Annotated in this window: 14 protein-coding genes; 5 read left to right on the top strand and 9 right to left on the bottom strand. The window is 69.2% G+C overall.

What is annotated here, in order from left to right; all coding sequences use genetic code 11:
* Positions 1 to 8: 8 nt before the first annotated feature.
* From AC5RWX_RS03645 to AC5RWX_RS03635, 3 genes are read right to left on the bottom strand one after another with little or no spacing between them, the layout of a single operon-like run.
* Positions 9 to 806, bottom strand: a complete 798-nt coding sequence (locus tag AC5RWX_RS03645) for a pyrimidine reductase family protein (RefSeq protein WP_494096972.1) — start codon at positions 804 to 806, stop codon at positions 9 to 11.
* Positions 803 to 1,747 (bottom strand): dihydropteroate synthase, encoded by a 945-nt coding sequence (folP, locus tag AC5RWX_RS03640; RefSeq protein ID WP_494096971.1) that lies wholly within the window; start codon positions 1,745 to 1,747, stop codon positions 803 to 805. Before folP ends, AC5RWX_RS03645 begins: the two co-directional genes overlap by 4 nt.
* Positions 1,744 to 2,979: an NAD(P)/FAD-dependent oxidoreductase gene (locus AC5RWX_RS03635; RefSeq protein WP_494096970.1), complete on the bottom strand. Its 1,236-nt coding sequence runs from the start codon at positions 2,977 to 2,979 to the stop codon at positions 1,744 to 1,746. The genes folP and AC5RWX_RS03635 overlap by 4 nt, the downstream gene beginning before the upstream one ends.
* Positions 2,980 to 3,158: 179 nt before the next feature.
* Between AC5RWX_RS03635 and AC5RWX_RS03630 the strand changes: the two genes are divergently transcribed.
* The 5 genes from AC5RWX_RS03630 to AC5RWX_RS03610 all read left to right on the top strand — a co-directional run bounded on the left by AC5RWX_RS03630 (position 3,159) and on the right by AC5RWX_RS03610 (position 7,814).
* On the top strand, positions 3,159 to 3,824 hold the full coding sequence (locus tag AC5RWX_RS03630; protein ID WP_493943431.1) for a helix-turn-helix transcriptional regulator: 666 nt from the start codon (positions 3,159 to 3,161) through the stop codon (positions 3,822 to 3,824).
* A 46-nt stretch (positions 3,825 to 3,870) separates the two neighbouring features.
* Positions 3,871 to 5,094 (top strand): cysteine desulfurase family protein, encoded by a 1,224-nt coding sequence (locus AC5RWX_RS03625; protein ID WP_494096969.1) that lies wholly within the window; start codon positions 3,871 to 3,873, stop codon positions 5,092 to 5,094.
* Between the two features lie 85 nt (positions 5,095 to 5,179).
* The gene (mnmA, locus tag AC5RWX_RS03620; RefSeq protein ID WP_494096968.1) at positions 5,180 to 6,316 is read left to right on the top strand and encodes a tRNA 2-thiouridine(34) synthase MnmA; all 1,137 of its coding nucleotides are present in this window, start codon (positions 5,180 to 5,182) and stop codon (positions 6,314 to 6,316) included.
* Positions 6,317 to 6,388: 72 nt separating this feature from the next.
* Positions 6,389 to 6,754 carry a chorismate mutase gene (locus AC5RWX_RS03615; protein ID WP_493938658.1) on the top strand — a complete coding sequence of 122 codons (366 nt, stop codon included), beginning with the start codon at positions 6,389 to 6,391 and terminating at the stop codon, positions 6,752 to 6,754.
* Between the two features lies 1 nt (position 6,755).
* Positions 6,756 to 7,814 (top strand): uroporphyrinogen decarboxylase/cobalamine-independent methonine synthase family protein, encoded by a 1,059-nt coding sequence (locus AC5RWX_RS03610; RefSeq protein WP_494096967.1) that lies wholly within the window; start codon positions 6,756 to 6,758, stop codon positions 7,812 to 7,814.
* A 35-nt stretch (positions 7,815 to 7,849) separates the two neighbouring features.
* Here the strand turns inward: AC5RWX_RS03610 and AC5RWX_RS03605 are convergent, their stop codons facing one another.
* From AC5RWX_RS03605 to AC5RWX_RS03580, 6 genes are read right to left on the bottom strand one after another with little or no spacing between them, the layout of a single operon-like run.
* On the bottom strand, positions 7,850 to 8,509 hold the full coding sequence (locus AC5RWX_RS03605) for a DUF4166 domain-containing protein (RefSeq protein WP_494096966.1): 660 nt from the start codon (positions 8,507 to 8,509) through the stop codon (positions 7,850 to 7,852).
* Between the two features lie 3 nt (positions 8,510 to 8,512).
* A complete protein-coding gene (locus tag AC5RWX_RS03600; RefSeq protein WP_493938662.1) occupies positions 8,513 to 9,805 on the bottom strand; it encodes a DUF58 domain-containing protein in 1,293 nt (430 codons plus the stop codon).
* Positions 9,806 to 9,812: 7 nt separating this feature from the next.
* Positions 9,813 to 10,838 carry an AAA family ATPase gene (locus tag AC5RWX_RS03595; RefSeq protein ID WP_494096965.1) on the bottom strand — a complete coding sequence of 342 codons (1,026 nt, stop codon included), beginning with the start codon at positions 10,836 to 10,838 and terminating at the stop codon, positions 9,813 to 9,815.
* Positions 10,835 to 12,100 (bottom strand): DUF4350 domain-containing protein, encoded by a 1,266-nt coding sequence (locus AC5RWX_RS03590; RefSeq protein ID WP_494096964.1) that lies wholly within the window; start codon positions 12,098 to 12,100, stop codon positions 10,835 to 10,837. The genes AC5RWX_RS03595 and AC5RWX_RS03590 overlap by 4 nt, the downstream gene beginning before the upstream one ends.
* Positions 12,097 to 12,780, bottom strand: a complete 684-nt coding sequence (locus AC5RWX_RS03585; protein ID WP_494096963.1) for a DUF4129 domain-containing protein — start codon at positions 12,778 to 12,780, stop codon at positions 12,097 to 12,099. The genes AC5RWX_RS03590 and AC5RWX_RS03585 overlap by 4 nt, the downstream gene beginning before the upstream one ends.
* Positions 12,777 to 14,360, bottom strand: coding sequence for a glycerophosphoryl diester phosphodiesterase membrane domain-containing protein (locus AC5RWX_RS03580; protein ID WP_494096962.1), 1,584 nt, complete (start codon positions 14,358 to 14,360; stop codon positions 12,777 to 12,779). Before AC5RWX_RS03580 ends, AC5RWX_RS03585 begins: the two co-directional genes overlap by 4 nt.
* Positions 14,361 to 14,379: the final 19 nt, after the last annotated feature.

Raw genomic sequence — 14,379 nt, 5'->3', positions numbered from 1 at the left:
AGCGGACGCTATGCCGACGGGGAGCCGGTCGGCAGGCTTCCGCTGCCGGTCGACGTGCCCGCTGCGATGTAACGCAGCAGCAGCATGGACCCTGACTCCAGCACCTGCCGCAGTTCCAGCCGCTGCAGCGACTGGCCGGGAACATGGTCCGAAATCCGCTTGCCGGTGCCGCCGGCCAGCAGCGGACTGATGGTCAGGCACAGTTCGTCGACCAGTCCCGCGGCCTGGAAACTGCCAAGGAGCGTGGGGCCGCCCTCGCTGTGCAGCTGCTGGTAACCGCGGGCTGCCAGTGCCTTCACCATCAATGCCGGTTCCACCCGGGTGGTGCCTGCATCGACCACATCCGCCACCGGTTCCAGCGCGCGCCGCCGGGTCGCGGGGGACGCCGCGCTGGTCAACACGATCGGCCGCACCGGCGCGGCCGTGAAGAACTCGCTGGCCGGATCAAGGTCCAGCGAGGCGGAGACCACCGCGACGGGCGGATGGGGGCTCATGCCCCGCGCGGTGCGCCAGCCCTGGGCCTCGGCCGAGAGCAGCTCGCCGCCATAGCCCTCTGCCCGAATGGTCCCGGCACCGACCACCAGCACGTCGGCCAGCCGCCGCAGCAGCAGGAAAACCCGCTGGTCCACCTCGTCGCCCAGCGTTCCGGAGCGGCCCTCATAGGTGGCCGCTCCGTCCAGGCTGGCAACGAAGTTGAACCGGACCCAGGGACCGGACCGGGGAAGCTCGCCGTACCAGTCCAGCAGGTCCTGGTCGGTGGCCTGCTCCGGCCCGGGCGGCAGGATGCGCCGGATCGGCCTGGTCACGGCGCCGCCGGTTCGTTGGCTTCGCCCATGTTGTGCTTGAGGTAGGCCGGTTCGCGCCAGCCCAGCACGGCCTCCGCCATCCGGATGGCAGCGCTGGCTTCGGGAACATTGTGCATGCGCAGGATCCGCGCGCCGTTCATGACGCAGATGACGGCTGCCGCCAGCGATCCGGACAGCCGGTCCTGTTTGGGCTGGTCCAGTGTTTCGCCGATGAAGTCCTTGTTGGAAACCGCCGCCAGGGCCGGGTAACCGAGGGCGGCGATTTCGCCGAAGCGGCGCGTGAGTTCCAGCGAATGCAGGGTGTTCTTGTTCAGGTCGTGGCCGGGATCGATGATGATTTTCTTCGCGGGGATGCCCAGCTCCACGGCCAAGTCCACTTTGCGGCGCAGGAAACCGGCGACGTCGTCGACCACGTCGTCGTAGCGCGGCCGCGGATACACCGTGCGGGGAGCGGCGAGCGAATGGGTGATGACCAGGTGAGCCCCGCCCTCCGCCACGACCGCCGCCATGTCCGGATCCTGCAGGCCGGTGGTGTCGTTGATGACATTCGCGCCGGCTCGGATGCTTGCCGCGGCCACCTCAGGCACGAAGGTGTCGGCGGAAATCACCACATCCGACGCGGCTCGCACGGCTTCGATTACCGGAACAATCCGTTCTGCTTCCTCCCGCGCGGACAGGGCCGGCCCCGGCGCGAAGGGAACGCCGCCTATGTCTACCCAATCCGCCCCGGCGGCCACTGCCTGCAGCGAGGCATCGATGGCGGCCGCCAGGGCGAAGGTCCGGCCGCCGTCGTAAAACGAATCCGGGGTGCGGTTGACGATGGCCATCAGCGCCACCTGCGAGCGGAAATCGATCCGGCGGGAGCCGAACTCGTGCACCGGGTGGTTTAGCTCGGGCAGGAAGGCGCCGGATGGCGTTCGCTCCGTCAGCGGTTGGCTCACAGGCTGGTCAGCTCCTTGTCGGGATTGGACAGGTCCGCGGCCTCCACGGTACGGCCGGACCGGATCAGGTTTTGAATGGGCTCTTGGACGTCCCAGATGTTGACATTCATACCTGCCACCACCTTGCCCTCGCGGAGCCAAAACGCGATGAACTCCAACTTGTCCAGGTCCTGGTAGCTGCCCCGGAGGACCGGTTCGGTCTCTGCTGCCCACGGGAAATAGCCGGAGTACTCCATCCCGATGCCGAATTGGTCCGTGTAGAAGTACGGGATGTCGTCGTTGGAGACGTCCCGGCCCAGCATGGTGGCAGCGGCGGTTTTGCCCTGCGCAATGGCGTTCGCCCAGTGCTCACTGCGCAGCGGTGCACCGTAGACCGGGTGAAAGGCGCGCGCCACGTCTCCGGCGGCAAAGACATGCTCGGCCGAGGTGCGCAGTTGCTGGTCCGTGTCGATGCCGTTGGACACCATCAGGCCGGCAGCCTCGGCCACTGCCGTGTTCGGGACGGCGCCGATGGCGGCCAGGACCACATCCGCGGGGAGGCGCTCGCCGTCGTTCAGGAGGAGGCCGCTGACTTTGCCGTCCTCGCCGAGGATTTCCACCGGCCAGCGTCCCGTGCGCAGCACCACGCCCTCCCGGCGGTGGGTGTCGGCGAAGATGCTGCCGATGGTTCCCCCCAGTGCCGAGGCCAGCGGGATCCCGCCGCGCCCCACGGCGGTGACTTCGTTGCCAAGTTGGCGCGCGGTGGCGGCAACCTCCATGCCGATCCAGCCCATGCCGAGCACCACCAGACGCTGGTTCCCGGCTGCCAGCACCGTGTGCAGCGCTTCGCTGTCACCCAGCGTGCGCAAGTAGTGCACGCCTTCCAGCTCCGCCCCGGGCAGTTGCAGCCTCCGCGCCGATGCCCCGGTGGCCAGCAGCAACTGCGAGTACCGAAGGGTGGTGGCGTCCGAGAACGTTACGGTGCGGGCGCCGGGGTCGAAGGACTCCACCGTGGTGCCGCGCAACAGCCGGACGCCCTGCTCGGCGTACCAGCCCGGTGGCTGCACCAGCGCCGCCTGTGCGTCCTCGCGTCCGGCCAGGAAGTCCTTCGACAGCGGCGGCCGGATATAAGGGTGTTGGTCCTCGGTGCCGGCTAGCACCAGTTCGCCCGTGTACCCGCCCTCGCGCAGGGCCTCGGCCGCGGTAGCGCCGGTCAGTCCGGCTCCGGCGATGACGATCGGATTCTCTGCCATGGCAGCGCTCCTTCAAAGTGCCGGCGGGCACTCTGCGGGCCGTGCCCCGATAGCTGCCGATCTGATGGAAGCACCGGCAGCTGCCTGTTGGGGCAGGGCCAGATGTTCTAAAATGATTATGTTCGACTTTAGAAATTCGTTCCGCAGAAGTCAATGCATCCGCCACCGGAAAGAGCGCCATGACCCATCAGCCGCCGCCCGGACTTTCGGCCGTCACCGCCCTGGGCGACGACGTTCGCCGCCGCCTGTTCGAATTTGTCCGGCTCAGCGGCGAACCGGTGACCCGGGACCAAGCCGCCGCCGCCTTGGAGCTGCCGCGCAGCACCGTGTCCCTCCAGTTGGACGCACTGGCCGGGCACGGGTTGCTGAAGGTGGAGTTCCGCAAACTCAGCGGCAAGTCCGGGCCGGGCTCCGGCCGGCCATCGAAGGTGTACACGGCTGCCGTGCCGGAAGTCTCGGCGTCCGTGCCGGAACGCTCCTATGACCTGGCCGGTGAGCTGCTGGCCACGGCGGTGGAGGAGTCGGCCACGACGGCGCGCCCGGCGCATGAACTGGTGGCCGAGGTTGCCCGGGCCAAAGGCCGGGAGCTCGGGGCCGGCGCGGGCAGCATGGAAGCCGCACTGGCTTCGGCAGGCTACCGGCCCCTGCCCGACGCGGCCGGATTTGCGTTGGGGAACTGCCCCTTCCACCTGCTGGCCCGGAGCCATGCGCAGACGGTATGCGGTCTGAACCTGGCCCTGCTGGAGGGCATGCTGGCCGGCTGCGCGGACCAGGACCACAGCGTCGCCGCCGATCCGGACGGGCCGTTCTGCTGTGCCAGGCTCAACCGGCGCCGGCCCGCTTGATCCGGCTCGGCTGGGGCGCGGGCAGGCGGGCATGTAAAATATTGGCGTGCCCGTGTACCTTGACCACGCGGCGACCACGCCCCTTCTGGCGCAGGCCCTGGCCGCACTCACCCGCGAACTCAGCCGCAGCGGCAACCCCTCATCGCTGCACGGCTCCGGCCGACGTGCCCGCCGGGTGGTCGAGGACGCCCGCGAGACCATCGCGGCCGCAACCGGCGCCCACCCGTCAGAGGTGATTTTCACCTCCGGCGGTACCGAGGCCGATAATTTGGCCGTCAAGGGGCTGTACTGGGCGCGGCACGACGCCGATCCCCGGCGCCGGCGGATTCTGTGTTCGCCGGTGGAGCACCATGCAGTGCTGGACACGGTGGAATGGCTGGAAAAGCACGAGGGGGCCGAAGCCGTCTGGCTGCCGGTCGATGCAAACGGCGTGGTCCCGGTGGAGGCAGTGCAGCGGGAAATCGAAGCGGACCCCGCAGCCGTGGCCTTGATCACGGTGATGTGGGCCAACAATGAGGTAGGCAGCGTCCAGCCGGTGGCGGAGATTGTTGCTGCCGCGCAAGCACACGGGATTCCGGTCCACTCCGACGCCGTCCAGGCCTTCGGGCACCTGCCGGTGGACTTCAAGGCCTCCGGACTGGACACCATGGCCATCACCGGACACAAAATCGGCGGCCCGGTGGGCGTGGGCGCGCTGCTGGTCCGCCGGGACGTGAAGTTGACTCCCGTCCAGCACGGCGGCGGTCAGGAACGTGACATCAGGTCAGGCACCCTGGACACCCCGGCGATCGCCGCCTTCGCCGCCGCGGCGGAGACCGTCGTCGGGCACTTGCCGGAAGAAGCCCAGCGGTTGGCGGGGCTGCGCGAGAAACTCATTGCCGGCGTCGTACGCGCCGTTCCCGAGGCGGTGCTGCGGGGGACACCCGACCCGGAACAGCAAGGCAGGCGGCTGCCGGGGAACGCGCACTTCACCTTCCCGGGCTGCGAGGGCGATTCGCTGCTGTTCCTGCTGGATCTGGCCGGCGTCGAGTCCTCCACCGGCTCGGCCTGTACCGCCGGAGTGCCGCGGCCCTCGCACGTGCTGCTGGCCATGGGACTGAGCGAAGAAGAAGCGCGTGGCGCACAACGCTTCACGCTCGGGCATACAACCACCGAAGCCGACGTTGACGCATTGGTAGCTGCGCTGCCGGAGGCGTATGCGCGGGCCAAAAAGGCCGGGATGGCCGGGCACGTCTCCAGCATCCAGACCGCCGGTACGCAGGCGGACTGAGCGCGCAGCGCAGGCCGCGGTGGCGCAAACAACGACCGTGCCGCTGCGGCTGACACAGACAACAGATCAGTAGGGAAACGAATTCATGAAGGTACTGGCAGCAATGAGCGGCGGCGTGGACTCCGCCGTGGCAGCGGCACGGGCGGTGGACGCCGGCCATGACGTCGTGGGCGTGCACCTGGCCCTGAGCCGGATGCCCGGTACACTCCGCACCGGCAGCCGCGGCTGCTGCACCATCGAGGATTCGCGTGACGCCTGGCGCGCCTGCGACATCCTGGGCATCCCGTACTACGTCTGGGACTTCTCCGAGCGGTTCAAGGAAGACGTGGTGGACGATTTCATCGCCGAATACGCCGCCGGCCGGACGCCGAACCCCTGCATGCGCTGCAACGAGCGAATCAAGTTCGCCGCGCTGCTGGAGAAGGCGCTGGCACTGGGCTTCGACGCGGTATGCACCGGGCACTACGCCAAGGTCATCGAAGACGAGCACGGCAACCGCGAACTGCACCGCGCCGCCGACTGGGCCAAGGACCAGTCCTACGTGCTCGGCGTGCTGACCCACGAGCAGCTCAAGCATTCCATGTTCCCGCTGGCCGAAACGCCGTCCAAGGCCGAGGTGCGCGCCGAGGCGGCGGCGCGCGGGCTCTCCGTGGCCAACAAGCCGGACAGCCATGACATTTGCTTCATTTCCGACGGCGACACCCGTGGCTGGCTGGCCGAGAAGATCGAGATGGAGTCGGGATCCATCGTTGACCAGGACGGCCAGGTGGTCGGCGAACACGGGGGCGCCAACGCCTTCACCGTCGGCCAGCGCCGCGGACTGAAGCTGGGCCGGCCCGCGCCGGACGGCAAGCCGCGGTTCGTGCTGGAGATCCGGCCCAAGGAGAACAAGGTGGTGGTGGGGCCCGAGGACCTGCTGGCCGTGGACCAGATGCGCGGCATCAAGGTTTCCTGGGCCGGTCTGCCACTGCCCGAGGTGGAAACGCAGACACCTTTCGAGTGCATGGTCCAGGTCCGTGCGCACGGAGACCCGGTTGCAGCCCGGGCCCAGTCGGAACTCGACGACGACGGCCGGCAGCAGCTGGTGGTCACGCTGATCGAGCCGATGCGCGGCGTGGCGCCGGGCCAGACCATGGTCCTCTACCAGGGAACCCGCGTGCTGGGCCAGGCCACCATTGATTCGGCGCGCTCGCTGAGCTGGGATCCGGCCAAGGTTTCCTGACACGCCGCTGGCGGACTTCACACAGGAGTAACCGGTGCATGGCCGATGCGGGCCGAACCATAAACTGGGAACATGAGCCAGCCCCACCTTGCCGATGACTTTGACCCGACCGCCAGCTCCCTCTCCGACCAGGTGGCACCCGAAGTGATGGCGGAGCTGCTGGCAGTGCGCGGCAGCATCGACAACATCGACGCCACCTTGGTGTATCTGTTGGCCGAGCGGTTCAAGGCGACGCAGCGGGTGGGCTACCTCAAGGCCCGGTACAAGCTGCCCGCGGCCGATCCCGCCCGCGAAACAGCCCAGATCGGCCGGCTGCGTCGGCTCGCCGAGGAAGCGCATCTGGACCCGGCCTTCGCCGAGAAGTTCCTGAACTTCATCATCTCCGAGGTCATCCGGCACCACCAGGCCATCTCCGACGAGCACAACGGCGGTAACTGACGTGGCGGGCGGTTCCGACGCATCCGCTGAGCAGGCCCGGCCCGGCCAGGTGAGCGCCACCGGACTGGGCAGCTGGCCCGGTACGGATCCGGCCGAGGCGGCCCGGATCATCCGCGGCGAACTGGGCGAACCGAACCTGCCGCATCTGGTGGAGCTGCCCGACCGCGGCGTCGGCTCGGACCCGGTTGCGCGCACCGCAGGATTGCTGGAGGAACTCTTCATCGACCTGCAGCCGCATGGCTGGCGGCTGGTGGACCGCCCGGGGCAGGACCACCGCCGGGCTGTCTCCGCCTTGCGCACAGACCTGAACGTGCTGGCCGATGTGGTTGGTGCCGAAGACCATCCGGGCACCCAATTCAAAGTCCAGCTGCGCGGACCGATGTCCCTGGCGGCCAATCTCCACCTGCACAACGGCGAACGGGCCCTGATTGACGCCGGTGCCCGGCGCGACCTGGCCCAATCGCTGGCGGCCGGTGCAGCAGGCCACCTTGCCCAGGTCAAGGCCTCGCTGCCGGCAGGCACGGAACTGGTGGTCCAGCTGGACGAGCCGGAAGTCGATGCCGTGCTGGCCGGGACCATTCCCACGGCCAGCGGCTACCGAACCCTGCGTTCGGTCGCGGCTTCGGAAGCATCCGCTGCCTGGGACCTGCTGGCTTCCTCCCTGCGCGATGCCGGAGCCGTGGAAGTGGTAGCCCAGATTCCGGCCACCGATTCAGCCCTGGAGGCGGTGGCCGCCTGCGGCTTGGACGGGTTTGCCGTCCCCGCCGGCGGGCTGAGTACCCGGCAGTGGGAAACCATCGCCGCCGCGGTGGAAGCAGACCGGCGCGTGTGGGCTGGCCTGATCGACCCCGCCGTCGGCAGCATTCCGCAGGTGACGGCCCTGGTTGATTCAGTCGTGCGGCCGTGGCGGCAGCTGGGCTTGCCGTTGAAACGCCTGCCCCAGCTGAGGATCACGCCATCCGCCGGGCTGGCCGGATCTACCCCGGAGACCGCGCGCTCGGTGGTCAAGCGGTTGACGCAGACGGCCGACGCGCTGAACCAGGTTGTCGCAGAGGCATGAGCATGCCAGCCGGGCTGTGTAGCTGACGTGCGGCTTCAGCCTGACGAGGCGCGGACCGAATAGGTAAAGGAACCGTCGTATTCGAGCACGGTTCCGAATTGGCGTTGAATGACCTTCGTGCGGATGCGGAAACGATGGTCGGATTCGTCCCACCATTGTTCGGTGAAGGCTGCGGCGTCGAACAAGAGCGGAAGCCGGACCGAGCGGCGACCGGCAGCCAGGCGGCTTCGGCGCGAAATGATCCGCATTCGGCCGCCGGTACCCACCGAGCACATAACGTCTGTGAGCAGACGGCCACTGCGGCCCAGGGCACCGACGGCAGTGCCCAGACTGTCATCCCAGCTGGTCAAGTCCTCCATGATCCGGGTCCGCTTGTGGAAGTGGAGGGTTCTGACCGCGCTCAGCTGCGGCTGGCCGGCGGCATTCTGCGAGGCCCGGTTCTCGATGGTGAAGGGCACATTGTGCTGGTACTCGGGGAACAAGGCGTTGTCGCTGCTGGTCAGGCCGAGGAAGGGCCGCAGCGCCGGGACCGGGCAACCCGCCACGTCGAATGTGCCGGAACCGACACCGCTGACCGTGGCACCGTCGTCGTTCTCCGCAGCAGGCGCCAGCGAGAAGTACTGCTGCAGTTCGGGCTGGAGCCGTGCGAAGTCGGCTCCCAAGGCCCTTTGGTAGACGGACGCTGCGGTGGGCATGGGCTACAACCGTCCGGCGGCTTTGAGCCGGATATACATGTCGGCCAGCTGGGGCGGCAGGTCGTGCGGGGGAGCGTCCACTACCTCGGCGCCGAGCTGGCGGATCTGCGCAGCGACGGCGGCCCGCTCCAGCATGGCGCGCTCGGCAGCGGCTGCGCGGAACGTATCATCGGCGGTGACGCGCACGCTGCGCAGCCTGTCCACGTGCGGATCGCTGACCGAAGCGACCACCACGGTGTGCTTGGCGGTCAGTTGGGCCAGCACAGGCAGCAGCCCCTCCTCGGCCGCGCCGGAATCCAGTGCGGTGAGCAGCACCACCAGGGACCGGTGCGAGGACAGGGCATGGATTTCGGCAGGTATCTGCGACCAGTCCGCTTCGATCAGCTCGGGGTCCAGCGGGGCCATGGCGTTGACCAACTGGTTGAGCAGATTGCCTTTGGCCGCGGAGGCGACTTTGGCCCGCGGCCGGCGGTCGAAAGCCAGGAAGTCCACGCGGTCGCCGCCGCGTTCGGCGAGCACTGCCAGGAGCAGGGACGCTTCGATTCCGGTGTCCAGCCGCGGCTCGTCTTCGATCCGCGCGGCCGAGGTGCGGGAGGTGTCCAGCACAATCACCACGCGGCGGTCGCGTTCCGGCCGCCACGTGCGGACGACGACTGCCTGCCGCCGGGCCGTGGCGCGCCAGTCGATGGAGCGGACGTCGTCGCCGCGAACATAATCGCGCAGTGAATCGAACTCCGTGCCTGCTCCGCGGATCTGCACCGCCACGCGCCCGTCCAGTTCACGCAGCTTGCGCAGTTTGGATGGCAGATGCCGCTTGGAGTGAAAGGGTGGCAGCACCCGCAACCGGCCGGGCAGGCTGATAGTGATCTGCCGGGCGGCCACACCGAGCGGTCCGAGCGACCGGATGGCCACGTGGTGCGCCAGAAGGTCCCCGCGGCGCTGCGGCGTCAGCTGGACCTCGAGCAGCCGCCGTTCGCCCGGCGAAATCCGCACGCGCTGGTCGGGATTCGCGGCTCCGGCCGAAGGCTGCCAGCCGTCGCGCAGCACGGCCCGCAAGGGGCGGCCGCCATGGTTGGCCAGCAGCAGCTGTGCCGTCACTGATTCGCCCAGCCGGACATTCGCCGGAAGCCTCCGCTGCAGCCCCACCTTGCGTGGTGACAGCGCCAGTGTCAGGTCCACGCCGACGGCAGCGGCCAACAGCAGGCACCACCACAGAGCCGTGGCCGGCCGCGGGAAGAGCAGCAGCGGGATGATGCCCGCCAGAGCCAGCAGGACAAAACGCCCGGTAATCGCCACGGCGCGCTCAGCGGGGAACCGGCACGGTGGCCAGGATGCTCTGCAGCACGTCGTCGGCCTGGACCCCGTCCATCTGCGCCTCCGGCCGCAGGCTGACGCGGTGCCGCAGAGCCGGCAGGGCAAGTGCCTTGACATCGTCCGGGGTCACGAAGCCGCGCCCGTTCAGCCACGCCCAGGCCCGGGAGGTATTGAGCAGCGCGGTGGCGCCGCGCGGCGAGACGCCCAGCTGGAAGGACGGCGCGGACCGCGTGGCGCGGACCAGATCCACAATGTAACCGACCACCTCGGGCGCGATCGCCACCCGGGCCACGGCGGCCCGGGCCTGGACCAAGTCCTCGGCGGAGGCAGCGGCCCGCACCCCGGCGCCCTGCAGGTCGCGCGGGTCGAAGCCCAGGCTGTGCCGGCGGATGATCTCAATCTCGGCGTCCCGGTCCGGCAGGTTCATGGTCAGCTTCAGCAGGAAGCGGTCCAGCTGGGCTTCCGGCAGCGGGTAGGTGCCTTCGTACTCCACCGGGTTCTGGGTGGCCGCCACGATGAACGGTTCGGGCAGCTTCCGCGAGAGGCCGTCCACCGAGACCTGGCGCTCTTCCATGGCTTCGAGCAGCGACGCCTGGGTCTTCGGCGGCGTGCGGTTGATCTCGTCGGCCAGCAGGATGTTGGTGAACACGGGACCCTCGCGGAAACGGAATTCGGAGGTGTGGGTGTCGTAGATCATCGAGCCGGTGACGTCACCCGGCATCAGGTCCGGGGTGAACTGGATCCGCTTGGTATCAAGGCTCAGTGCGGCGGAGAGCGAGCGGACCAGCAGTGTCTTGGCCACGCCTGGCACACCTTCAAGCAGCACATGCCCGTGCGAGAGCAAGGCGATCAGCAGCCCGGTCACGGTGGCGTCCTGGCCCACCACGGCTTTGGCCACTTCGCTGCGCACGTCGTGCAGGGCCTGGCGCAGGCGGTCGTCGTCGGACGGCGGAGTGGCCACGGCGGGGCCGCTGCCGTACTGGGCCGCCTGCGACTGTCCAGTCTGTTCGCTCATCGGTGCGTTACCTCTTTCTCTAGCTGCTGAAGTTCTTGGGCCCAAGCCACCAGCCGGGCTTCGGTCCCGGGCGCCTCGTGGCGCAGGAGGCGGTCCAGTTCTGCCCGCGGACGGGCGCTGTTCAGTGCTACCGCATTGACGACGTCGGCGCTGCTGGCTCCCGCGGGCAGGCGCAGCTGGGCGGCCAGCCGGGTCAGGGTGGCCGCGCGCAGGTTGTCCGCGGCATGGCCCACTGCCTTGGCATTCTGGTAAAGCCGGGCGCGGCCCTCGATCGTCTCGGCGGAGCGGACCAGGACCGGCAGCGGCTCGGACACCAGCGGGCCGAGCCGGCGCCCGCGCCAGAACATGGCGACGATGCCGACGGCCATCAGCCACAGCGATACCGGTAGCACCCATCCCGGCAGCAGGCTCATCGGGTTGACCGGGGTGTCGGCCACCGGCATGTCCTGCGGGCCTGCCCGGTACCAGACCAGCCGGTCCGTGGCTCCCAACGTGTTGAGCGCCAGCGCCGCGTTGCCTGCACGGACAATGGCTTCGTTGCTGAGCACCTGGCCGGCCCCCAGGACCACGGTGGCGCCGTCGTCGGACAGCACGTAGGGCGCGGCGGCACCAGCGGCAGTTTCGAAGGCGAAACACCTTGCGCTGCCGCCGCGGTAGGAGAGCCCGCCGCGGGTGATCTCACCGGCTGCGGTGGGGCCGGGCAGCCGGCAGGCGGCCGGCAAGTTCCCGCCCTCGGCAGGGACCACGCCCGCTGCCCGCACACCGGGGGCAAGGGCCCGCAGTGCCTCGAACCCGGGTTCCAGCAGCACAATGTGGTCGGCCTGTTCCTTCAGCGGTTCCAGCTGCTCCGCCGCGAGGTAACTGTCCGGGTCATGGACCAGCAAAGTGGCGCCGGGCGTGCGGAGCTGGTCGCGAGTTTCCTGCAACGAAGTGGTGGCATCAACCTGCACGCCGTGCTGGCGGAGCACTTCGGCCACGGCCTTGGCCCCGTTGGGAGCCGCGTTGCCGGGGGAGAGGTCGGCACGGTCGGCCGCCGGGCCGCGGAGCAATTGCAGGGCGACGACGCCGCACAGCAGCACCAGCAAGACGAGCCAGAAGCTCCAGCGGCGCAGCCGGTTGCGGAGCGTGGCCCACACGGAGCCGCCGTCGCCGATGGTTTCCGGCCGAGCCCCGGAGGCGTGGCCCGCTGCTCCGCTTGCCGAGCTTCCGTCCGGGGGAGCGGGAACCGCAGCCGGTGCCGCGCTTGATCCTGTCTGGCTCATCGCGGGACCGCCAGCGGCGGGATGCCGGCCCCGGCCCCGGAAGCTACCGGCGACGCCGCAGCCAGGGAATCGTCCAGGGCGGCCAGCCGGTCGACATCCTCCCGGGTGGCAGGAACCTTGCCGTAACGCACTGAGTCAAAACGGTTGGCCGCGCTCCGCAGCCGACTGGCTTCGGTGCTGAAGGCAGCAGCAATCCCGGCGGCCGCCTCGTCGGCGGTCCGGCCCGGCTGCGGATCCAGCACCACGCGCTCTTCCATCGAGCGCACCAGCGCGCGGAACCGCTCGGCGAGGGCTGTGTCCCAGTCGCCTCGGGCCGCCGCCTCGCGGGAATTCCGGCGGTGCTCGTCGGCAGTGAGGGGGGCGGCGGCGTCGAAAATTTCTGCCGCTGCACGGCGGCGGGCGTTGCGCCGCGGTTTGACCACCCACACGGCCGCGCCGATCAACAGCAGGGCGGCCAAGACCAGGATCAACGTGCCCAGGTTCGGGCTGAAGCCGTTCAGTTGCGAGATCAGCTCGCCGAACCAGTCGAGGATGCCCTGCAGCACCGATTCCAATACACCGGGGCGGGCGTTCTGGTATTCCTCCTTGGCCAGTTCGCGGACCAGCAGTTCGCGCGCTTCGTCCGGGCCCGGGGTCACCAGGGCGGCCGCGAGCGCCAAGGCACCCGGGGACACCGTCACGGCCCCCACGGCCCGGCTCGACCCGGGACCGCGGAACCGGGCGCCGTTCCGGAGCCGAGTCCCGGGATGCTGCGGGTGTCCTGGCCGCCGGATGCTTCGTGCTCGCGCAGCAGCACCACGTCGAACCCTTCGCGGCGGATCCGCAAGTCGATGTAGACCAGCGCGATCACTGCGGCCTGGAAGGCGTAGCCGATCGCCGAGAAGATCGAAGACAGCAGCATCGAAACCAGCGTGAGCGGGCCCATGGTGGACAGCATGCTCTCGGCCGACGTCGGATCTCCCATCAGCGGGCCGGCCAGCCCAATAATTAACGAAATCGGCATGCTCACTACAGAGGTGATCACCGTGACGATGATGGTGCACAGCAGGATGATGCCGAAGGTTCGCCACCAACTGCGGTTGGTCAGCTGCCAGGACCGGGCGAGCGCGCTGAAGAGCGGTGCGCGTTCCATGATGATGACCGCCGGGGCCAGCATCAGCTTGATGCCGATCCAGATGGAGACCGCCGTCAGCGCGAGAATGATCAGCACAATGATCCAGACCGAGGACACGCCCAGCTGGTCGGCCAGGAAGAACGAGCCGGCGATAATCACCACCAGCGCAAAGGCTGTCAGGGCCAAATACAGCAGGCCCAGGCCCGCCAAGGCACCAATCCGGCCCTTGGCGAGTTCGAACATCAGCCGGAGGCTGGTTTTCTGGTTGACCGCCGCCCTGGCGGTGGGAATGGCAAGCACGCCTTGCAGGACCAGGACCCCGACACTGGACAACAGGCCCAGGACCAAGGAGGAGATGATGATGGAAAGCCCGAACGCCAGCGCGGATTCATCCGTCAGTTCCTCGTTGGCCATGACCTGCAGGCCGCCGAAGGCCGAAATGATCAGTCCGCCGACCAGCCAGGCCAGCGCGCTGATCACTACTTGAAGCAGCACCGCCGTGCCGAAGACGGCCGCGGCGTTCTTGCGGGCCGCTTGGAAAGCGCCGTCAAGGATTTCGCCGACGCCGAGCGGGCGCAGCGGGATGACCCCCGGCTTCGGCGGAGCCACGTAACCGCGGTATGGACCGGGGCCGGTGGGCGCCGGCCAGCCGCCGCCTTGCTGACCCTGCCACGAGCCGGGCTGCTGCCCAGTCGCCGGTTGCCCCCAGGACTGGCCCGGCTGCCCTGACGGCTGTCCGGGTGCGGGCTGGCCCCACGGCTGGATGGGCTGCCCGGACGGCTGTCCGGGCGCGGGTTGCCCCCACGGCTGCTGCTGGTTCCATCCGGGCTGGGCGGGCGGTGTCTGCTGGCCCGGCTGCGCCCACGGTTGTTGTGCGGCAGGTCCCGGCTGTCCCCAGACCGGCTGCTGTCCCCAGGCCGGCTGCTGTCCCCACGCCGGTTGAGCCGGCGGTGCCGGCTGGGCCCAGGGCGGCTGCCCGGCCGTATCCTGCCCGGCCGTATCCTGCTGGCCCGGCACTTGCTGACCGGCATGGTGGCGCTGCCCTGCCGGATCGGACGGCACGCTGTCGCTGGAGCCGGCGCCGCCGGAGCCCTGCCGCTGCGGATCCGTGCTGTCGTGCCCGGCGTCGTTGGCCCCGTGGCTCATCGCGTTCCGTCTTTCTGAT

The sequence above is a fragment of the Arthrobacter sp. SPT-J7 genome, from assembly GCF_059089965.1.
This window is presented reverse-complemented; position numbering and strand designations above follow the sequence as displayed.

What these genes read in the sequence shown, in the direction of transcription:
- AC5RWX_RS03635 (WP_494096970.1), bottom strand. Translation starts at nt 2,979, where the DNA reads ATGGCAGAGAATCCGATCGTCATCGCCGGAGCCGGACTGACCGGCGCT.
- AC5RWX_RS03630 (WP_493943431.1), top strand. Translation starts at nt 3,159, where the DNA reads ATGACCCATCAGCCGCCGCCCGGACTTTCGGCCGTCACCGCCCTGGGC.
- mnmA (WP_494096968.1), top strand. Translation starts at nt 5,180, where the DNA reads ATGAAGGTACTGGCAGCAATGAGCGGCGGCGTGGACTCCGCCGTGGCA.
- AC5RWX_RS03615 (WP_493938658.1), top strand. Translation starts at nt 6,389, where the DNA reads ATGAGCCAGCCCCACCTTGCCGATGACTTTGACCCGACCGCCAGCTCC.
- AC5RWX_RS03605 (WP_494096966.1), bottom strand. Translation starts at nt 8,509, where the DNA reads ATGCCCACCGCAGCGTCCGTCTACCAAAGGGCCTTGGGAGCCGACTTC.
- AC5RWX_RS03595 (WP_494096965.1), bottom strand. Translation starts at nt 10,838, where the DNA reads ATGAGCGAACAGACTGGACAGTCGCAGGCGGCCCAGTACGGCAGCGGC.
- AC5RWX_RS03590 (WP_494096964.1), bottom strand. Translation starts at nt 12,100, where the DNA reads ATGAGCCAGACAGGATCAAGCGCGGCACCGGCTGCGGTTCCCGCTCCC.
- AC5RWX_RS03580 (WP_494096962.1), bottom strand. Translation starts at nt 14,360, where the DNA reads ATGAGCCACGGGGCCAACGACGCCGGGCACGACAGCACGGATCCGCAG.